Source organism: Lysinibacillus sp. Bpr_S20 (assembly GCF_023337835.1).
In the GTDB taxonomy this organism is placed as follows: Bacteria; Bacillota; Bacilli; order Bacillales_A; family Planococcaceae; genus Lysinibacillus.
This window is the reverse complement of the sequence record NZ_JALNLQ010000003.1, coordinates 143,723-164,676: the sequence shown is the minus strand read 5'-3', so window position 1 is coordinate 164,676 and position 20,954 is coordinate 143,723. Positions and strand designations below refer to the sequence as shown.

The window sequence follows — 20,954 nt, the reverse complement described above, 5'->3', positions numbered from 1 at the left end:
CAATTCCGATGGATTTTAAAACAGATTTCAAACCATTAACAGTAGACCCAGATAAAATTTACGATTACAGTTTCTCAATTATTGCAGAAGAAATGGGCGAGCATAATTTCTCAGAAGACGAGTGGAAAGTTGTACGTCGTATTATTCACGCTTCTGCTGACTTTGAATTAGGACGTAGCGTGATTATTACCCCGGGCGCAATCGAGGCTGGGATTAAATCAATTCTTGCAGGTCGCCATGTCATTGCAGATGTACAAATGATTGAAAGTGGTTCAGGTAAAAAACGCTTCCAAAAGCATGGAGGAGATTTACACTGTTATATTGCAGATGAAGACGTTTCAGTTGAAGCAAAAAAACAAAACACTACACGTGCGATTATCTCCATGCAAAAGGCCGCTAAATTACATGAAGGCGGTATATATGCAATTGGGAATGCACCGACAGCATTGCTGGAATTAATTCGTTTAATTAAAGAAGGCTTAGCGAAACCAGATTTAATTATCGGTATGCCAGTTGGCTTCGTTTCAGCCGCTGAATCGAAGGAAGAGCTATTAAAACTAGAAGGTATTCCTTATATTACAAATGTTGGTCGTAAAGGCGGTAGTACAGTGACGGTTGCCGCATTGAATGCTGTCTCACTTTTAGCGGATGAACAGGCGAAAAAATAATGGAGCGGAAGCCTAAAAAGGATCCCAAGGACATGCGTCACGGTTATACAACGGGAGCCTGTGCAACTGCGGTAACGAAGGCTGCATTACTTGCTTTAATTACAAATGAAGAGCAAGAAACAAGTACAATTCATTTGCCAATTGGACGAGATGCGACCTTTACGATAGAAAAATGTACATTTCAGAATGATGCTGTAAGCTGTGAAACGATTAAAGATGCAGGTGATGACCCGGATGCAACGCATAAAGCACTCATTATTGGCACAGTGAGCTGGGCGGATATACCAGGCATTCATCTGGACGGTGGAATTGGTGTCGGGCGCGTAACAAAGCCCGGCTTACCAGTACCTGTCGGAGAAGCAGCCATCAATCCTGTGCCACGAAAGATGATTCATAGTACTGTACAAGGCGTACTAGATGAATTTCACATTAAACGAGGCGTTAACGTAGTTATTTCTGTTCCAGAGGGTGAGGAAATGGCTAAAAAAACGTTAAATGGGCGCCTTGGTATTATTGGAGGCATCTCCATTTTAGGCACAAGGGGAACCGTCGTGCCTTTTTCGAGTTCCGCCTATATGGCCAGCATTGTCCAAGCGATTAGTGTTGCAAAAGAGGCTGGTTGTCAGCATTTAGTTGTCACGACAGGTGGACGTAGTGAAAAGTTCGCAATGGCACAGTACCCTAATTTGCCAGAGGAAGCATTTATAGAAATGGGCGATTTTGTAGGCTTTACATTAAAGCATTGTAAACGACTTGGGATGAAGCAAGTATCGCTTGTTGGGATGATGGGGAAATTCTCGAAGGTGGCACAAGGTGTCATGATGGTGCACTCCAAAAGTGCTCCTATTGACTTTAACTTTTTAGCACAATTAGCAGTGGATATAGGGGCTGATGAGAAGACCATAGCGAACGTACGAGAGGCAAACACAGCTTCACAGGTCGGAGAAATTATGGCGGAAAGTGGCTATGATGCTTTCTTTCACCGTTTATGTGAGGCTTGCTGTTATTCATCATTACATCATATTAAAGGCGGTTTATCGCTTTCCACATCGATCTATTCGATGCAGGGACAATTATTAGGAAGGGCTGATGACATTGCATCGATCGATGAAATTGATTGGGATCGGGGATAACGGACAAGAAAGCTTGCTACCACAGTATGTACAGTGGATTGAAGACTGTGAGGTGCTTGTTGGGGGAGAGCGCGTTTTAGCATTTTTCCCGAACTTTACTGGAGAAAAAATGTTGATTAAAGGTGGTCTTTCAGCGCTTGTTGAACGATTATCTGCAGAAACAAGAAATACAGTTATTTTAGCGTCAGGTGATCCATTATTTTATGGAATCGGTAGTTATTTAGCGAAAAAGCTAGACATTGAAGTTTATCCATATATGAGCTCAGTCCAGCTTGCTTTTTCAAAGGTGGGGGAAAGCTGGCAGGATGCTTATGTCACAAGTATTCATGGTCGCTCCATGAAAGGTTTAGCACAACGAATTGATGGTAAAAAGAAAGTGGCACTGTTAACAGATGCAGAGAATAGCCCTAATGCGCTAGCCCGTTATTTAAAGCATTTTGGTATGACAGAATACCGTGCGTTTGTGGCAGAAAATTTACAAGGTACAAATGAAAAATTCGGCTGGTACTCACTGGATGAATTAGAAACGGAAGATTTTTCTTCTTTAAATGTTGTCATTCTACAGCAAACTTCAGTGCCGAAACGGTATGTGCTTGGTATCGATGATGAAGAATTCTCGCAGCGAAAGCCAGACAAAGGTTTAATTACGAAAAAGGAAATTCGTGTCTTAAGTTTACAAGCAATGCAACTACAAAAGGATAGTATCATTTGGGATGTTGGTACATGTACAGGTTCGATGGCTATTGAGGCTGGTAAGCTTGCGCCAGAAGGTCAAATATTTGCAGTGGAGAAAAACGCACCTGATTTAGAAAATTGCCTGCAAAATCAGCAAAAGTTCCGTGTAGATATTACAGCTATTCATAGTAAAGCGCCAGCAGGACTTGAAAACTTCCCTGATCCGGATGCGATTTTTATCGGCGGTACAGGAGGAGAAATGGTGGAGTTATTACAATTGTGCTGTACACGCTTAAAGCCAAATGGTCGTATTGTCTTGAATGCTGCAACAATTGAAAATTTATATAAGGCAGTTGAAGCATTTAAGTCTTGTGGCTTTGCTGTAGACATATTGCAGGCACAGCTTGCGCGCAGTAAACCAATATTAGATATGACACGTTTTGTCCCATTAAATCCGATTTATATTATTTCTGCATATCGAAAGGAAGAAAATTATGAGTAATCTTGGTATTTTATATGGCTTGGGCGTAGGGCCTGGCGATCCAGAGTTAATTACAGTCAAAGCATTCCGTGTCATTCAGGAATCGCCTGTTATTGCTTATCCGAAAAAACTAAAAGGCAGTAAAAGCTACGCCCATCGTATCGTAGATGTCTACATTAACCCAGAAGAAAAGGATATGCTTGGCCTAGTATTTCCAATGACCAAGGATGAGGCTGTTTTAGAGCGAGAATGGACAAAATCAGTTCAACTTGTTTATGAAAAATTACAAGAAGGTAAGGACGTTGCATTCGTAACGGAGGGAGATCCATTATTATATAGTACGTTCATCCATATGATGAAGCTTATGCAGGACATGCATCCTGACGTTGAAATTCGAACGGTTCCTGGTATTTCTTCGTTCAATGGTTCAGCATCACGACTGGGAATTGCGCTGGCGGATGGCGATGACCGTGTGGCTATTGTACCTGCACACGATGACTATGAGGCAATGCGTGAAGCGATTGAAAGTCACGATGCAGTAGTGTTCATAAAAGTAGCGAAGGTTATTGATTTAATGCTTGAGGTACTACGTGATTTAGATTTACTAGATAAGGCATCCGTCGTAACGAAGGTAACATCTGACGAGGAAATCATTTGGGATGTACGGGAGCTAGACGGTGTCGATTTAGAATATTTAACGTTAATGGTGGTGCGCAAATAATGAAGAAAATATATATTGTCGGTGCTGGTCCTGGTGATCCGGATTTAATTACAGTGAAAGGCTTACATATGCTACAAACGGCAGACGTTGTAATGTATACAGATTCTTTAGTGAGTGAGGACCTTATTGCAAAAGCAAAACCAGATGCAGAGGTTATTCGTACTGCAGGGATGCATTTAGAGGAAATGGTAGCGGTTATGGTAGATCGTGTTAACGCGGGTAAAGTAGTAGCTCGTATGCATACAGGGGACCCTGCTATGTATGGCGCGATCATGGAGCAGGTGGCCCTATTAAAAAAAGAGGGCATTGGCTATGAGGTCATTCCTGGTGTTAGCTCTGTCTTCGCTTCTGCGGCGGCAATCGGGGCAGAATTAACAATTCCTGACTTAACACAAACACTTATTTTAACGCGTGCCGAAGGGCGTACACCTGTACCAGAATTCGAAAAGCTACGCGATTTAGCGAGTCATCACTGTACAATTGCGTTATTCCTGAGCGCAACGCTAACAAAGAAAATCGTCAAAGAATTACAAAGTGCTGGCTGGGCAGATGACACACCAGTAGCTGTTATTCAACGAGCTTCTTGGCCAGATCAAAAAATTGTACGTACAACATTAATTGAACTGGATGAAGCAATGCGTGTGAACGGTATTCGTAAGCATGCGATGATTTTAGCTGGCTGGGCATTAGATCCGACTATTCATGATAAAGATCAATATCGTTCGAAATTATATGATGCTACCTTTACACATGGTTTCAGAAAAGGTGTGAAGACAAGTGATTGAGTTACAAGAGGGCATCTTACCAGAGGTTGACCAACGAAATCCTTATGCGGTTGTAGCTATTACAAAGCATGGTGTTCAAATCGGTCGTCGTTTGCAGCAGACTTTTGCTGCGAGCGACTTATATTACATGAGTAAATTTGAGCAGGGCGATGAAGCAGAAAAGCATATTCAAATGTTTACAGGTACTGTCCGTCTACTGCTTCCTACTCTTTTTAAGCAATACAAAGGCTTAATTGTAATCATCTCACTCGGTGCAGTTGTCCGCATGATAGCACCGATTTTAAAGGATAAAAAGACAGATCCAGGTGTTGTTGTTATTGACGACCGTGGTGAAAATGTGATTAGTGTTTTATCGGGACATCTAGGTGGCGCCAATGAGTTGACGCATGAAGTAGCTGCAGCACTTGGAGCAAATCCAATTATTACAACAGCTTCCGATGTGCAAAAGACCATTCCAGTTGATTTATTTGGAGCACGTTTTGGCTGGGTATGGGATAGTGCCGATAAACTGACGCCTGTCAGTGCATCTGTTGTTAATGAGGAGCATGTTGCCATCGTTCAGGAAACGGGGGAAGGTGATTGGTGGATGCGTGACACACCGATGCCAGAGCACATTAAGATTTACCCGTCGACATATGCAGCGATTGAAGCGAAACCACATGCGACACTGCTCATTACTGACCGTATCATTGATCAAGAGGAAGAAGTGCTTCTTGAAAATGGTGTTATATATCGACCAAAATCGGTTGTGCTTGGCATGGGCTGTAATCGAGGAACATCTGTGGAAGAAGTTGAGCAGGTCATTGATGAAACTCTTGCGGAGTTAAAACTTTCGAAGAAAAGTGTCAAAGCGCTATGCACGATCGATTTAAAAAAGGACGAACAATGCTTCCTTGAAATAACGAAAAAACACGATTGGGAATTTGTTACATATTCACCGGCGCAATTAAATGAAATTGATTTCCCTTCACCTTCGGAAACTGTATTTAAATATACAGGAGCATACGGGGTGAGTGAACCGGCAGCATTGCGTTATGCACAGGTGGAGTCGCTTGTGCTAGAAAAGAAAAAATCGGGCAATGCTACCATCTCGGTTGCTAGATTATTATTTTAAGGAGGAAGCCTATGCAAACGAATCGCTTTGTACTTGCTGGTACTGGCAGTGGAGTTGGTAAAACAACCTTTACCATTGGGCTAATGAAAGCATTACAAGAAAAGGGGAAAATTGTGCAGGGCTTTAAATGTGGTCCCGATTACATTGACCCTACCTATCATACTGCTGTGACAGGACGGGTATCGCGCAATATCGATAGCTGGATGTTTTCACATGAAGCGGTGCGTGATATTGTTGCGCGTGCAAGTAAAGACGCTGATGTTTCTATTATTGAAGGAGTTATGGGCTTTTATGATGGAAAAAGTCCGCTATCAGATGCTGGCTCTGCAGCAGACATTAGTGTTGTGACAGAGAGCCCTGTTATTTTAATAGTCAATTGTGCAAGTATGGCACGCAGTGTAGCGGCAGTTGTGAAAGGCTTTCAATTGTTGTCTGATAAGCCAAATATCGTTGGCGTTATTGCTAACCAAGTTGGTAGTGTTGGCCATTATGAAATTGCGAAGGCTGCTATTGAGCAGGAGTGTGGAATTCCTGTGATCGGCTATTTGAAGCGGGAGGAAGGGATTGATATTCCTAGCCGCCATTTAGGTTTAGTGCCAGCGATTGAACGAGGAGAACTCGATACATTTTTTGATAAACTAGGTTCTTTAATGGCAGAGACGATTGATTTAGATCAATTACTTGCATTAACAAAGGCTCCAGTTCTACAAGAATCAGGGCAACTATTTGCAGAACAGCCATCGCAAAATATTCGCATTGCCGTAGCGAAGGATGCCGCGTTTAACTTCTATTATGAAGAAAATTTAGCGCTGCTACGTGCAAAAGGAGCGGAGCTGCAATTTTTCTCACCACTTGCAAATGAGCCTGTTCCCGCAGAAGCAGACGGTTTGTATATAGGTGGGGGCTTCCCAGAGGAATTTGCTGATCTATTAGCGGAAAATGCCAATGTGAAAAAATCTATTCGTGAAGTAATCGCTAAAGGTCTACCGACATTAGCTGAATGTGGAGGCTTCATGTATTTGACAGAGGCTATCACGAATAGCAATGGTGACCGATATGACATGGTAGGTGTTATTCCAGGTGAGGTAGCGATGCAAACAAAGCTAGCGGCTCTCGGCTACCGTGAAATTTTTGGCACACAACATAATTTTTTAATTGGTACAGATGAAGAAGCCAAGGGACATGAATTCCACTATTCAAAATATAGCGGCTCGCATAATACGCCGGCCTATGAAACGAAGGGACGCTTTGGTAACAAACAAGAAGGCTATCAAGCAGGGAATTTAGTAGCTGGCTATACGCATTTTCATTTTGTATCAAACCCAAAGCTTGTTGACAATTGGCTAACAGCTTGTAAGAAGGTGAAAAATCATGACTAATTATTTTCCTATTCACATCAATATTGAATATAAAACCGTAGTAATTGTTGGTGGAGGTCACGTAGCAGCACAGAAGGTAGCGTCACTGATTCCGGCTAAAGCCAATATTGTCGTTGTAAGCCCAACCCTAGATGACTCATTGGTGCCACTTGCGGAATCCGGGCAAATTACGTGGCATGAAAAAGAATTTGAACCGCGTGACTTAGATGATGCATCACTTATTATTGCCGCAACAAATGATACGTCAGTAAATGAGGCTGTACAAGAAGCTGCCCAGCATTGGCAGCTCATCAACCGTACTGATGCACAGGCTGAGAGCGATTTTATAACGCCTGCAACAGTACGCCGTGGTCCTTTAGTATTAACTGTATCAACATCAGGTGCCAGTCCATCACTAGCTCGGAAAATCAAAGCTGATCTCGAAGAGCAATTTGATGAGGTTTATGATGACTATGTTTGTTTCCTTCAGCAAGCACGTTTAATGATTGCTGCGAAGTTTGAAAAGGGTCCTGAAAGACGTAAAGCTTTACAAGCATTACTGGAACCAAGCTTATTAGAATGGACACGCAATGGAGACATTGATCGACGGGAAGCATTTTTACAACAAATACTGATGGGAGTAGCGCGATGAAAGATGGAAAAGTGTATTTAGTTGGAGCCGGACCAGGAGATCCGAAGCTCATTACAGTATACGGGCTCGAATGTATTCAAAAGGCCGATGTCATTGCATATGACCGTCTTGTGAACCCGAAATTACTAGAGTTTGCGAAACAAGATGCTGAGCTTGTGTACTGTGGTAAATTACCTGGTAAGCATCACTTAATTCAAGATGAGATTCATACATTACTTGTTGAAAAGGCGCAGGAAGGCAAGATTGTCACACGTTTAAAGGGTGGCGATCCTTTCGTTTTTGGTCGTGGTGCAGAGGAAGCGGAAATCTTAAAAAATCATGGTATTGCTTATGAAATTGTACCAGGTATTACAGCAGGGATTGCTGCTCCGGCGTATGCTGGTATTCCTGTAACACACCGTGATTTTGCAACTAGCTTTGCTCTTGTAACAGGGCACGGTCGTGAGGAAAAAGGACAGGACTTTTTAAATTGGCCTGCACTTGCAACCGGTATCGATACAGTCGCTTTTTATATGAGTGTTGGTAATATTGCTTATATTTCTCGAAAGCTCATCGAAAATGGTCGCAAGGCAACTACTCCAGTCGCCGTTATTGAGTGGGGAACAACAGATCAACAGCGTACTATTACAGGTCAGCTTGATGAAATTTCGAGCATTATTGAACGAGAAGGCTACCATAACCCTTCCATGATTGTTGTTGGCGAGGTCGTCAATGTACGCGAGAAAATCCAATGGTTTGAAGAGCAAGGACTGGCCTTTACATAAAGGAATAAAACGTATTTAAGCATAAGGAGGAATTACATCATGACAGTAATCGAGGCATTAAAAAAACGTCGTGCAATTCGCAATTACACGACACAGCCCGTTGAAAAAGAGAAGATTGAGCAAATTTTACAAGCTGCCACTTATGCTCCAAATGATCGTATGCGTGAGCCTTGGCATTTTTATGTTATTCAGGACGATGCGATGAGACGCTATGAAGAAATGGCAAATACTTATTTACAAGAGCGATTTCCTACAAAACCGAATTTAGTGGAAAGCTCATTAAAAGTAGTTCAAACAACGCCTGTTGCTATAGTTGTAACAGCAGATATTGTTGAGGGTGATGCTGATGCGACAGCAGATAATGTCTTTGCCGTATGTAGTGCCATCATGTCTATGTGGCTTGCCGCAGAGGAGCTAGGACTTGGCTTTGTATGGCGTACACGAGGGGTAGGTCTTGTCCATGATCCACGTATGCATGCATTCATTGGTGCAAGTGAATCACAAAAGGTAGTCGGAACGATCTTTATTGGCTATCCAGAAGAGCAAGAACTTAAAGACAAGAAACGTACATCATTTGAAGAAAAAACAACATGGCTTTAGGGGAGGCTTGAAAAATGGCTAGAAAAGGTTTGTTTTTAGTTTATACAGGTGAAGGGAAAGGTAAAACAACAGCTTCCCTTGGTGTCACATTGCGCGCAGTTGGCCGAGGCCTAAATGTCCGATATATGCAATTTATTAAATCACCAGAGCGTACATACGGAGAGCAAATTGCTCTTCGTAAACTTGGAGTAGAAATGGAGCAAATGGGCATCGGCTTTACTTGGACAAAAACACCAGAGGAGCATCGTGCCGCTTTAGCAAAGGCATGGGAAAAAACAAAGGCTGCCCTACAAGACGACAGTATTGATTTACTCGTATTAGACGAGCTCAACAACGCGCTTGCGATTACAAAATTCCCAATCGCTGATGTGCTCCCATTAACCGAAGTCATCGAAGCCATCCAGCAGCGCCCAACTACCATGCATTTAGTCGTAACCGGACGTAGCGCCAACCCAGCACTTATTGCAATGGCAGATCTAGTCTCAACAATCGATGCAACCAAGCATTATTATGACGAAGGCATTCCAGCTGTAAAAGGTCTAGAGTTCTAATTAGATTCTCTCGTATCGATGGGTACCCGCGGAATGGAGGAGAATACCCGCGCTTTGAAGTGATACCCGCGAATCGGGTTGCTCCCCTCGCGTCGGATGAAAACCCGCGTTTTGAAGTGATACCCGCGAAACGGAGCAGAATACCCGCGCTTTGTGATGAAATACCCGCGGAACGGAGCAGAATACCCGCGGAACGGGGTAGAATACCCGCGAATCGGGTTGCTCCCCTCGCGTCGGATGAAAACCCGCGTTTTGAAGTGATACCCGCGAAACGGAGCAGAATACCCGCGCTTTGTGATGAAATACCCGCGGAACGGAGCAGAATACCCGCGGAACGGGGTAGAATACCCGCGAATCGGGTTGCTCCCCTCGCGTCGGATGAAAACCCGCGTTTTGAAGTGATACCCGCGAAACGGAGCAGAATACCCGCGCTTTGTGGTGAAATACCCGCGGAACGAAGGAGAATACCTGCGAATCGGGTTGCCCCCTCGCATCGGATGAAAACCCGCGTTTTAAGTGATACCCGCGAAACGAAGGAGAATACCCGCGCTTTGTGGTGAAATACCCGCGAAATGGAGGAGAATACCCGCGCTTTGTGATGAAATACCCGCGGAACGAAGCAAAATACCCGCGAAGTAAATTCTGCTCCAGCGCATCAACTATAAATAAAGGAGGGAAAGGATTATGCCAGCAACATCTATCATGATTCAAGGAACGGCTTCTGATGTAGGGAAAAGTATGATTTGTACGGCGCTATGCCGTATTTTCTCTGATGATGGGCTAAAGGTAGTACCATTTAAATCACAGAATATGGCCCTTAATTCGTTTGTCACTCAAGATGGCGGGGAAATTGGCCGTGCGCAGGGTGTACAAGCAGAGGCAGCACGAGTTGTTGCAACGACGGATATGAATCCGATATTGCTAAAACCGAAGCAGGATATGGTATCGGAAGTAATCGTTCATGGTAAGCATTTTTTAAATATGGACGCTAAAAGCTATCGCAATCAATTTGTGCAAGAAGCGATGCCAATAGTTGAAAAGTCAGTGCGAACTTTACAAAATACATATGATGTCATTGTCCTTGAAGGAGCGGGAAGCCCGGCAGAAATTAATTTAAAAGACCGTGATATAGCCAATATGCGCATGGCTCATCTAGCAGATGCAGCGGTTGTGCTAGTTGCTGATATTGATCGAGGTGGAGTATTTGCATCGATTGTTGGAACGCTCGCATTACTGGATGAAGAAGAACGTGCACGTGTAAAAGGTCTGATTATTAATAAATTCAGAGGAATGCGTGAGTTACTGGATGATGGCATTGAATGGGTGGAGCGTGAAACAGGAATTCCTGTTCTTGGAGTTGTCCCGTATGTAGAGGTTAATATTGAGGCTGAGGATTCACTAGCATTATCTTCATTACGCTTTAAAAAGCCAAAGCCTGGAGAGTTTGCAGTGGATGTGGCCATGATTCGCTTGCCACGTATTTCAAACTTTACAGATGTTGATCCATTTTTCGATGAGCCAGAAGTTGGTGTCCGTTTAATTGGCAATGTCAATGAGCTAGGTACACCCGACTTACTTATACTACCTGGAACAAAAAGTACAATGGATGATTTAGCATGGTTAAAGTCACAAGGCTTCGATCAAGCGATTGCTGAATTACGCGCAAGAGGGACAAAAATTATTGGGATTTGTGGTGGTTTCCAAATGCTTGGCGAAACGTTATTAGACCCAGATGCTGTAGAAGGAAATGGCGATTCAGCGCAAGGTCTAGCATTATTGCCAATGGAAACTGTATTTGTGGGCGATAAAAAAACTGTTCAAATGACGGGAACAAGAGGGCAGGATACGTTTACTGGCTATGAAATTCATCTTGGGCGTACAAAAATTTTACGTGATGAAGTAACACCATTTTTACAACTGGCAGATGGTCGTGTAGATGGGGCAGTAAGTGCAGATGAACAAGTGGTCGGAACATATTTCCATGGTTTATTCCATAATCGTACCTTTACACGAAAGCTCATCAACGACATTCGCGTGAAAAAGGGCCTTGCTGCTTTACCAAGTGATGTTAAAAGTGACGCAGAACGTAGAGAGGATGCTTACAATATGCTTGCAAAGCATGTGCGTGCGAATCTCGATATGAAAAAAGTATACGAAATCATGAATTTAGAGGTACCTATATGACAAGAAAAGGACCGTTAGCCATTGATTATGAAGCGTTATGGCAGGAAGGTATGAAAGACTGGCATGGCCAAATGCCTGAAAGAATGGTCAATGATCAACTAGAGGAGCAGTTTTGGGCGCAGTCAATCGCCCGAAAAAAGGCTGGACAAACAGATCCATATGCTGCGAAAATTTTTCAAGAAATTAAAAAAAGTATTCAACCCGAGCACTCGGTATTGGAAATTGGCCCTGGCTGGGGCAATTATACGTTTCCGCTAGCAAATCATGCGCGAAAGCTAACTTGTGTAGATAGCTCAGAAAGTATCCTTAGCTACTTAGAAAGTTGCCTGGAGGATAAGCAACACGTTTCTTATATTCATGCAAAATGGGAATGCCTTGCCGATGAAATAGAAGAACACGATATCGTCATCGGGGTCAATTGCTTTTATCGTATGTATGAAATTAAAGCAGCACTTTTCCATATGAATCGTCTAGCTAAAAAGCGCGCAATTATTGGCATGACGACTGGGCCGATTCAACCTCATTATGAAATTTTATACGAAAAGTATGGCTACGATATTAAATTTCCAAGAAGAGATTATATAGAATTTTTAAATTTGCTATATGAAATGGATATTTATGCAGAGTGCAAAATCATACCGTTAGAACGAGTGTATGAATATGACAGCTATGAACAACTTGTCACACCACAGAGTAAAAAAATATTAAATGATACTTTTCATAGAGCACATGTTGAAGAGTCGCTTTTGCCTTTTATTGAGGAAAAGAATGGGCGTTATTATTATCGACATGATTTCCACGCTGCACTCGTATCATGGGAACCGAAATAATTATGAAACCTTTGGACAAAACTAGTGACCAAAGGTTTTTTTTATTGGGAGCGATAGGGTACAATAAAGCGATATAGATATAGAAGTGAGGTGGCATATGTGCAACTACATTTTTTAGGAACAGGCGCAGGAATGCCTTCAAAGGAACGAAATACAAGTGCCCTAATGGTAAAGCTTTTAGATGAAGTGGGGGAAATGTGGCTTTTTGATTGTGGGGAGGCGACCCAACATCAAATTTTGCATACGTCCTTAAAGCCACGTAAAGTAACGAAAATATTCATTACACATTTACATGGTGACCATGTTTTTGGATTACCTGGTTTTTTAAGCTCTCGTTCATTTCAAGGTGGAGATGAGCCATTAACGATATTTGGTCCACAAGGTTTACAGCAATGGATTGAGCAAACGTTAGCCTTGTCAAAAACGCATTTAACCTATCCATTACAATTTGTTGAAGTCCGTGAAGGTGTTATTTATGAAGATGAACATTTCACAGTAAGTGCAAGTGAATTGCGACATGTAGTTCCATGCTTCGGCTATCGAATTGAGCAAAAGGATTTGCCTGGCGAGCTGTTAATAGAAAAAGCACAGGCTCTTGGTGTTCCAAAAGGTCCTTTGTTAGGACAATTAAAAGCTGGGAAAGATATTGAGCTGGAGGATGGCACGATTGTTTATGCAATAGATGTTGTTGCTCCGCCGAAAAAGGGCTTTACGCTTACAATATTAGGCGATACAAAATACTGTCCAGAGGCTGTTTCATTAGCTAATGGAGCAGATATCGTAATTCATGAAGCGACCTTTGATGGCACGACGACAGATTTAGCAGCAAGCTATGGCCACTCTACAAATATAGAAGCGGCAAAAGTCGCACAACAAGCGGGCGCAAACTATTTACTTCTCAACCATTTAAGTGCGCGTTTTTTACCACATGATTTACCGAAATTTTTAGCGGATGCTCAGGAGATTTTCCCACAAACCTTCCTTACATCCGATCAATCAGTATTTACATGGAATAACAATAGATTAACTTAATCAAAAACACATAAAGTACCTTTTAAATGTAGCGTCATTTAAAAGGTACTTTTTTTATCATTCATGTTTTTAGCCAATTAGAAATTGAAAAGGTGAATGAGGAATAATCACCGATACAATTCAACAATTTGGTTTGCTATATATTCGGAGCTAAAATGAACCCCATTTCTGAGCCACCACATGAGGATCCCAAGTATTGAAGAGGCGAGAATATCCATTGATAGAGTACTATCAGCGCCTTCACTTTTACGTTGTACGACAATCAAGTCCGTTAATGTCATATGCATTTTTTTTATGAAACCAGGGTGCTCAAATAGCACAGCTAAAATTTTTCGATGCTTATAAAAGTAATCTAAAAACGTGATTAATTGTTCTTGATTATTTAAATTATCAATTTGTAAAGTTGGAGACATTTTCGACAACAGGTCGTCGAAAATGTCGTAAACTACTTGCTTTAATAAATCATTAATATCGATAAAATGTAAATAAAATGTTGCTCGATTTAGCTCGGCACGTTGGGCTATTTTTTGTACAGTAAGTTTCGAAATATCTGGGTTTTCGATTAATATTTCTACGACAGCTTCTTTAAATACCCGTTTAGAGCGAATAGCTCGTGGGTCTTGCTTTTTTTGTGTAGTCAATTTAATTCTCCTTTATCTATCTATTAAATACAAATTTAATGAATAGTATTTTTAATTTTGTTGTTTAATTGACACTTCTTGAAAAATTGTAAATAGGAATCAAAAAATAAACGTGTTATTATCTATTTTATTGACATAGTGTTAATAAAACAAGTAGAAAGAGGAAGAATGTAATGTCAGAATCGATAAATAAAAAAGTACTATTAACAGTTTTAATTTTCGGGTGTTTTTTATCTACACTAAATCAAACGCTGTTAAACGTTGCATTAAGTAATTTAATGGACGTATTTTCCGTTTCTGCGACAACTGTTCAGTGGTTAGCTACTGGTTTTATGTTAGTAAATGGGGTGCTAGTCCCTATTACAGCATATTTAATGAAACGTTTTTCAACACGCCAATTATTTATAAGTTCAATGCTGTTTTTATTAGTAGGATCTATTTTTTGTGCAGTAGCTCCAAACTTCACCACTTTATTAATAGGTCGTATGATTCAAGCGGTTGGAGCAGGAATTATTATGCCATTGCTAATGAGCATTGTGATGTTTATTTTCCCTCCTGAAAAAAGGGGCAGTATGATGGGGTTAATTGGGCTTGCTATGATTTTCGCTCCAGCCATTGCACCAACATTAGCAGGTTTTGTAATAGATTATTATTCATGGCGTTGGTTATTTATCGGAATTATTCCATTTGTTGTGATCGTTATATTCATGGCAATGAAATATTTAATTAATGTTTCAGAAACAGCTAACACGAAGTTAGATATAATGAGTGTTATTTTATCAACAATTGGCTTCGGTCTTATTTTGTATGGTTTTAGTAATGCAGGAAGCCATGGTTGGGATGATAAAGTTGTCATAAGTACTATACTTGTAGGGATCATGACTACGGCAATCTTCTGTCTTCGTCAAATGAAATCTTCTGATCCACTTCTTAACTTATCCGTTTTTAACAATAAATTATTTACGCTAACATCTATCATTAATATTATTGTCACAATGATGATGTATGCAGATATGATTTTATTACCGATATATTTACAAAATGGAAGAGGGTTTAAGGCATTAGATGCTGGCTTATTATTATTACCGGGTGCTCTTGTAAATGCTTTTATGTCTCCAGTGACAGGAAAAATGTATGACCGCTTTGGTGCAAAGCCGTTATTTATTACAGGTTTGATTTTTGTCATTCCTTCCATGTGGGTTGTAACAGATTTAACAGAAACAACAGCCTTTAGTTTTTTAATGATACGTACCATTTTTCTACGAATAGGGCTGAGTTTTATCACAATGCCATTGAACACAGCTGGTTTGAATGCCTTACCGAAGACACTTGTTACACATGGTACAGCAGTGAATAATACATTACGCCAAATCGCAGGTGCCATTGGATCGGCAGTAGTTATTACAATTTTTACAGCACAAACAACAAACCATGCGAAAACATTGTTAGCCGAAACACCAAATGCTACGGCTGAAGGTATTCGCAAACTGGCTTCCATCTTAGGTTCAAGTGATGCTTATTATTTCATGACAATCTTAGCGATACTTGCATTTGTTTTAACTTTATTTGTGCCATCTAAAAAAAGATTAAATAATAGTTTGTAAATATATCAACAAATTATTATTGGAAGAGGAATTATTGAAAAGGATTAATTTACATTTTTTGTATTCATCCTTTTGTCGACAAGCTGAAGAGCCTTTCTACAATTATGTAGCAAGGCTCTTATTTTTATCATTAACGTACATTGTCTCGACCTATTAAGTGAAAAAGATCATGTAGGAAAAGTTGTATTACAAAGATTTAGAATATTAGAGAAAAATAATGCGGTTAATAGTAGAGTTTCGTATAATTGACTAAAGGGGAGTGGTTTTATATGAATCAGCAAAAGGTGCCGCCAGCACTAGCGCGTTTAATAGTTATATTTCCAAATGTGTTGAGTTATTTATTATTATTTGGACTTATCTTTTTTGTTATCTCAAATTATGACACGTTAAAGGCTACGGACAACTTAACGGTTTGGCTTATTTTTATTTTTGTACTTGCACCAGCTGCTGCTTATACGACATTTAGCATTATTAAGAAAATTCGTACAGGGCAAATGTAAGCTAAATGACAACACGTGTATTCGTTAAATCATCTAATGGCTACACGTGTTTTTTAATTTCATTTTGATAAGTAAATTACATTTTCGGAATCATTTTTTTCAGAAAGAAGACTGAATGAAACCTCAAGCGAATAAAATAATTTCAATAAGAGAAACTAAAAAATAAATACATAATAAATTTGAAAAGTGGGGTGTTTTTTGTGGATCCAACTAATTGCGATTTTTCGCCAATGAAACAAACATTGAAGGAAGAGCTTTTGCAAGTTATTAATTCATTACAGCAAAGTGTAGAAGCAATGGATACCGATGCAAACTGTCTTCTTGGGAATTTTGAAAAAATTAAAGAGAAGTTTTTAACGATTGAAATGAAAGCTGCAACATTTTATTTAAATTGCTATCTTTCCCCGTTTACTGAAAAATATCCTGAGCTTTCGCAATGCGTACAAAACATGTCGAAAAGAAGACACGGTGGACTAATTGTGATTGAACGAGAGGATTCTCTAGCATCACTTTTACAGCCTGGTATTCATATTGGTGCAGAAGTAACGCATTCCTTATTAGAATCTATTTTTTTTCCTGGAAATCCGCTTCATGATGGTGCAGTTTTAGTTAGCCAAAATCTAATTCAGTCAGCAGCCAATGTACTGCCACTTTCAGACAGATATACGGGGGAAAAGAAATTAGGCACAAGACATCGAGCGGCATTAGGGTTAAGCGAAGTAAGTGATGCGCTTGTTATGGTAGTGTCTGAAGAAACAGGGAGAATTTCTTTTGCCTTTAAAGGAAACTTATATCCGGTTACAACGCATGGCATTATCTAGTGTGAGGCTTCACACTAGATAATATCTCGAATTCAAGATATTTTTCTTGCTTGTTTATAACTTGCGTAGTAAAGTGATATATGAGAGGGGGAGAAAGCGATGCGAAAACATACGCTTGGATCACTGACATGGATTCGAATGATGCGCTTTACCAATCAAAGTAACCAGCTATCCAATGAGTTTTTAAAGCGCTTTGACTTAACGACTGCGCAATTTGATGTCCTCATACAAATAAAGACATATGCACCGTTAACGCAATTACAGCTAGCAGAGAAAGTGACAGTGACGCAAGGTGGTATATCTCGGATGCTTGCTCGTCTTGAAAAAGAGGGACTTATTGAACGTAAGCAACATTGGAAGACCAAAACAATCTCACTGACAGCAAAAGGCGAGCAGGTGATTGATGAGGCAACACCAAGTCAGCTACAATTCCAATCTTCATTTTTTGAAGAAGTATTAACAGAAGATGAAATGAAAACTTTAAATACACTAATGTCAAAATTAGAGAAGCATAGCCGTGAAAAAAAACTACCACCAGCGTGATTTTTTTTTACAACATCACTTGCTTAGTCAAGTGAAAATAAGGAGGAAACATTTATGAACAAATTAAGCGGACATCACCATATATCAATGCTAACAAAAAACGGCAAACGTAATAATGATTTTTATACAAAAATTCTTGGCTTACGTCGTGTGAAAAAGACTGTCAACCAAGATTCACCTTCTATGTATCATTTATTTTATGGAGACTTAACTGGAGCTGCAGGTACAGAATTAACATTTTTTGAAATGCCCGTAGCAGGACGAACAGTTCGAGGAACTAATGCTATTACACGTATTGGCTTATTAGTGCCGAACTATGACAGTCTGCAATATTGGAAAAATCGCTTTCAAAAATTAGAGGTTGAACATAGTGAGATTACAACTTATGCAGGTAAAGATGCATTGTTTTTTGAGGATCATGAAGGATTACGAATGGTGCTTTTAAACAATCATGGTCACGAAACACCTGCTCATTGGCAACCATGGGATGGCTCCGAAATCCCTGCGGAACATCGCATTTTAGGGATGGGTACAGTTGAAATAACAGTTCGCTACTTGCAACGGACAGTAAGCTTATTAAAAGAGCTATTTAGCTACACAGTCGTAACAGAAAATGAAAAAGAAGCGGTGTTGCAATCCATTTCTGGTGAAGTACTTGGAGAAGTCGTCGTGAAAGAATTAGAAGGGCCAAGTGAGAAACCTGGTCGTGGAAGTATTCATCATCTTGCACTACGTGTTGGAACATTGGAAGAATTACAAGAATGGGATGCCAAAATTAAGGAGCAGGGCTTTGATAGCACTGGCATTGTAGATCGTTATTATTTCCAAAGTCTTTATTTTAGAGACCGAAATGGCATTTTATTTGAAATGGCCACAGATGGACCAGGGTTTACTGTTGATTCGGCAGTAGAGGATCTTGGTAAGGAACTTGATCTTCCGCCATTTTTAGAAGAAAGACGTGCAGAAATCGAAGCTAATTTAGAACCATTAGATTAAGGAGAGGTTTAATCATGGAAAAATACCGCATTGATCAATCGAAAGGCATCGAATTTGGCCTCTATTCATTAGGGGATCATATTCCAAATCCATTAACAGGTGAACGAATTTCAGCTCAGCAACGAATCCAAGAGCTAGTTGAAGTAAGTCAGCTTGCAGAACAAGCAGGTATTGATGTGTTTGGTGTGGGTGAAAGTCATCAATCGTACTTTACTACACAGGCACATACGGTTGTTTTAGGGGCGATCGCACAAGCTACATCAACAATTAAATTAACAAGCTCTGCGACGGTACTAAGCGTTTCTGATCCAGTACGTGTATATGAAGATTTTGCAACGATTGATTTACTTTCAGATGGACGTGCAGAAATAGTAGCTGGTCGTGGCTCTCGAGTAGGTGCATATCAATTACTAGGCATTGATTTAAAGGACTATGAAGACATTTTTGAAGAAAAATTAGCGCTACTGAAAAAAATAAATGACAATGAGCTTGTTACTTGGGAAGGGCAATTCCGTGCGCCACTTCACAATGCGCAAATTTTGCCGCAACCTAAAAATGGCTCGTTCCCAATTTGGCGAGCTGTCGGTGGCCCTCCTGCTAGTGCCATTAAAGCAGGCTATATGGGCATTCCAATGATGTTAACGACATTAGGTGGTCCCGCTGTAAACTTTAAGCCATCAGTTGATGCCTACAGAGAAGCAGCGGAGCGAAGTGGTTTTGATCCGAAAGAGTTACCAATTGCTACAGCAAGCCTATTTTACGTTGCGGATACGACGCAAGAGGCACTAGAAGGGATGTACCCACATTTAAATGGTGGATTCCAAGCAATTCGTGGCGCTGGTTATCCAAAGCAACAATTTGCGGAAGCGCCAGATACACAAGATGCCTTAATGGTTGGAAGTAAAGAACAAATTATTGAAAAATTACTATATCAATACGAGCTCTATGGTATGCAACGATTTATGGCACAAATTGATTTTGGCGGTGTACCATTCGATAAATTAATGAAAAATATCGAAATTATCGGGAACGATATTTTACCTGCGATTAAAAAATATACAGCAAAATAAGGCATAGATAGAAAAGAGAACCATACTTTAATAAATAGAAAATTTAATTTTATTGTAAATGACGCTGCATAAGAAGGCAATCTTACGCAGCGTTTTTTCGTAGCCATTTTTATTTTTAATTGGACCACTTAAACCATCGAGCATGACCATCAGGTCGCTCCATTATACGGATAGATTCTATTTCTCCTTGATCCATAAAATCTTGATGCAGTTGCGTATCAAATAGATTGTTATAACAATGGAATAGAGGTCGTTCCATGCTGATCTCTTTTAATTGCTCCAGTAATTCAAGGCGTAATTCCAGAGGGATTTGGTTTGCCACATGTGTATGATATACAACTAACATCGCATCTTGGTTTATCTCTTTACTAATATCTTTTATCAGTTTAATGGCATCGCCTTTTACCAGTTGTAAATCGAGCTCTTTTAGAATAGGGAGTGCTTGATGTAACAAAAGTCTTCGTTGTTGATGCTCTGGCCAAATTAATGCTTCGAGCCATCGGAGCTCTTCCTCATTATGAATATCAATAGGGTTTAAATCGATGCCTACTCGCTTACAAACAACGGGAGTATTTGTAATGGAAGCTGGGAGCGGTTGTCCTCGATTTTCTGAGGATAAAACAAAATCGCTATTAGAATTATTTATATGAAGCTGTTGATTATAGCAGTAATTATATTGATCCATGCCAAGTTGAAGTCCTGCACTTGCACCGATTTCTATGAAGGCTAAAGGTTTTTTGTGGCGTTCATAAATTTCGGTCATCATCGGATAAAGGTAAGAACAACGACGAATTTCATTTGTCTGAACAAGTTTTTCTTGAAATAAAGTCTTCAATTCGTCTGAATGTGACAAGACGAATGCTTTAAAAACTGGGTACACTTCATTTAATGCTTTGGGTGTTGTCGTTAGAGATGGATAAAAATGCACTAATTCGTCCTCTGATGATGACAGCAAATACTGAACACCAGCTAATAGTAAATTAGGTACAGGTTGTCCTTGAGGAATAAATGTCGCAATGTTTAATAGTTCATCATCATCAGCAATCTTAATCGCTAAATGTTCATACAACGGACTTGAATTTTCGCATTCATTTTTTGCAAAAGTACGGAATTGTTGACTTAATTTTGCTAACATACGATTCTCCCCTTTGTGTGTAAAAGTAAATGGATCTTATTTTAGTTTATTATTGTTGGATAATTTAGTAAATTAAATATAGATAATGAAGTTGAT

22 protein-coding genes are annotated in these 20,954 nt (G+C 40.2%); 20 read left to right on the top strand and 2 right to left on the bottom strand.

What is annotated here, in order from left to right; translation table 11 throughout:
* Window positions 1-8: 8 nt before the first annotated feature.
* From MWJ95_RS08645 to rnz, 14 genes are all read left to right on the top strand, one after another.
* Window positions 9-668, top strand: a complete 660-nt coding sequence (locus tag MWJ95_RS08645) for a precorrin-8X methylmutase (RefSeq protein WP_249073753.1) — start codon at window positions 9-11, stop codon at window positions 666-668.
* Complete coding sequence (locus MWJ95_RS08640; RefSeq protein WP_249073754.1) at window positions 668-1,801, top strand: cobalt-precorrin-5B (C(1))-methyltransferase; 1,134 nt, start codon at window positions 668-670, stop codon at window positions 1,799-1,801. The genes MWJ95_RS08645 and MWJ95_RS08640 overlap by 1 nt, the downstream gene beginning before the upstream one ends.
* Window positions 1,758-2,978, top strand: coding sequence for a precorrin-6y C5,15-methyltransferase (decarboxylating) subunit CbiE (gene cbiE, locus MWJ95_RS08635; RefSeq protein ID WP_249073755.1), 1,221 nt, complete (start codon window positions 1,758-1,760; stop codon window positions 2,976-2,978). The genes MWJ95_RS08640 and cbiE overlap by 44 nt, the downstream gene beginning before the upstream one ends.
* Window positions 2,971-3,678 (top strand): precorrin-2 C(20)-methyltransferase, encoded by a 708-nt coding sequence (gene cobI, locus MWJ95_RS08630; protein WP_249073756.1) that lies wholly within the window; start codon window positions 2,971-2,973, stop codon window positions 3,676-3,678. The genes cbiE and cobI overlap by 8 nt, the downstream gene beginning before the upstream one ends.
* Window positions 3,678-4,463, top strand: coding sequence for a precorrin-4 C(11)-methyltransferase (gene cobM, locus MWJ95_RS08625; RefSeq protein ID WP_249073757.1), 786 nt, complete (start codon window positions 3,678-3,680; stop codon window positions 4,461-4,463). The genes cobI and cobM overlap by 1 nt, the downstream gene beginning before the upstream one ends.
* Entirely contained in the window at window positions 4,456-5,577 is a 1,122-nt protein-coding gene (locus MWJ95_RS08620; protein ID WP_249105046.1) for a cobalt-precorrin 5A hydrolase, read from the top strand. Before cobM ends, MWJ95_RS08620 begins: the two co-directional genes overlap by 8 nt.
* 11 nt (window positions 5,578-5,588) lie before the next feature.
* Complete coding sequence (locus MWJ95_RS08615) at window positions 5,589-6,956, top strand: cobyrinic acid a,c-diamide synthase CobB (protein WP_249105045.1); 1,368 nt, start codon at window positions 5,589-5,591, stop codon at window positions 6,954-6,956.
* Window positions 6,949-7,587 carry a precorrin-2 dehydrogenase/sirohydrochlorin ferrochelatase family protein gene (locus tag MWJ95_RS08610; protein WP_249105042.1) on the top strand — a complete coding sequence of 213 codons (639 nt, stop codon included), beginning with the start codon at window positions 6,949-6,951 and terminating at the stop codon, window positions 7,585-7,587. Before MWJ95_RS08615 ends, MWJ95_RS08610 begins: the two co-directional genes overlap by 8 nt.
* Window positions 7,584-8,351 carry a uroporphyrinogen-III C-methyltransferase gene (gene cobA / locus MWJ95_RS08605; protein WP_249105040.1) on the top strand — a complete coding sequence of 256 codons (768 nt, stop codon included), beginning with the start codon at window positions 7,584-7,586 and terminating at the stop codon, window positions 8,349-8,351. Before MWJ95_RS08610 ends, cobA begins: the two co-directional genes overlap by 4 nt.
* Window positions 8,352-8,390: 39 nt before the next feature.
* The gene (locus tag MWJ95_RS08600; RefSeq protein WP_249105038.1) at window positions 8,391-8,951 is read left to right on the top strand and encodes a nitroreductase family protein; all 561 of its coding nucleotides are present in this window, start codon (window positions 8,391-8,393) and stop codon (window positions 8,949-8,951) included.
* 14 nt (window positions 8,952-8,965) lie between these two features.
* Window positions 8,966-9,502, top strand: a complete 537-nt coding sequence (locus MWJ95_RS08595; protein ID WP_249073763.1) for a cob(I)yrinic acid a,c-diamide adenosyltransferase — start codon at window positions 8,966-8,968, stop codon at window positions 9,500-9,502.
* Window positions 9,503-10,186: 684 nt separating this feature from the next.
* Entirely contained in the window at window positions 10,187-11,686 is a 1,500-nt protein-coding gene (locus tag MWJ95_RS08590; RefSeq protein ID WP_249073764.1) for a cobyric acid synthase, read from the top strand.
* Complete coding sequence (locus tag MWJ95_RS08585; protein WP_249105037.1) at window positions 11,683-12,516, top strand: class I SAM-dependent methyltransferase; 834 nt, start codon at window positions 11,683-11,685, stop codon at window positions 12,514-12,516. Before MWJ95_RS08590 ends, MWJ95_RS08585 begins: the two co-directional genes overlap by 4 nt.
* A 99-nt stretch (window positions 12,517-12,615) precedes the next feature.
* Complete coding sequence (gene rnz / locus MWJ95_RS08580) at window positions 12,616-13,548, top strand: ribonuclease Z (protein WP_249105035.1); 933 nt, start codon at window positions 12,616-12,618, stop codon at window positions 13,546-13,548.
* Window positions 13,549-13,655: 107 nt separating this feature from the next.
* Here rnz and MWJ95_RS08575 read toward each other — a convergent pair whose 3' ends face one another.
* Entirely contained in the window at window positions 13,656-14,189 is a 534-nt protein-coding gene (locus MWJ95_RS08575; RefSeq protein ID WP_249073767.1) for a TetR/AcrR family transcriptional regulator, read from the bottom strand.
* 173 nt (window positions 14,190-14,362) lie between these two features.
* Here MWJ95_RS08575 and MWJ95_RS08570 point away from each other — a divergent pair, with 173 nt between their 5' ends.
* The 6 genes from MWJ95_RS08570 to MWJ95_RS08545 all read left to right on the top strand — a co-directional run bounded on the left by MWJ95_RS08570 (window position 14,363) and on the right by MWJ95_RS08545 (window position 19,723).
* Window positions 14,363-15,793: a DHA2 family efflux MFS transporter permease subunit gene (locus MWJ95_RS08570; RefSeq protein ID WP_249073768.1), complete on the top strand. Its 1,431-nt coding sequence runs from the start codon at window positions 14,363-14,365 to the stop codon at window positions 15,791-15,793.
* A gap of 269 nt (window positions 15,794-16,062) precedes the next feature.
* Window positions 16,063-16,293 carry an acyl-phosphate glycerol 3-phosphate acyltransferase gene (locus tag MWJ95_RS08565; protein WP_249073769.1) on the top strand — a complete coding sequence of 77 codons (231 nt, stop codon included), beginning with the start codon at window positions 16,063-16,065 and terminating at the stop codon, window positions 16,291-16,293.
* A gap of 200 nt (window positions 16,294-16,493) precedes the next feature.
* Window positions 16,494-17,114, top strand: a complete 621-nt coding sequence (gene cdaS / locus MWJ95_RS08560; protein WP_249073770.1) for a sporulation-specific diadenylate cyclase CdaS — start codon at window positions 16,494-16,496, stop codon at window positions 17,112-17,114.
* Window positions 17,115-17,213: 99 nt separating this feature from the next.
* Entirely contained in the window at window positions 17,214-17,657 is a 444-nt protein-coding gene (locus MWJ95_RS08555) for a MarR family winged helix-turn-helix transcriptional regulator (RefSeq protein WP_249073771.1), read from the top strand.
* A gap of 54 nt (window positions 17,658-17,711) precedes the next feature.
* Complete coding sequence (locus MWJ95_RS08550; RefSeq protein ID WP_249105033.1) at window positions 17,712-18,653, top strand: ring-cleaving dioxygenase; 942 nt, start codon at window positions 17,712-17,714, stop codon at window positions 18,651-18,653.
* A gap of 14 nt (window positions 18,654-18,667) precedes the next feature.
* Window positions 18,668-19,723 (top strand): LLM class flavin-dependent oxidoreductase, encoded by a 1,056-nt coding sequence (locus MWJ95_RS08545; RefSeq protein WP_249073773.1) that lies wholly within the window; start codon window positions 18,668-18,670, stop codon window positions 19,721-19,723.
* A 115-nt stretch (window positions 19,724-19,838) separates the two neighbouring features.
* Here the strand turns inward: MWJ95_RS08545 and MWJ95_RS08540 are convergent, their stop codons facing one another.
* A complete protein-coding gene (locus MWJ95_RS08540; RefSeq protein WP_249105030.1) occupies window positions 19,839-20,858 on the bottom strand; it encodes a DUF2332 domain-containing protein in 1,020 nt (339 codons plus the stop codon).
* Window positions 20,859-20,954 lie beyond the last annotated feature (96 nt).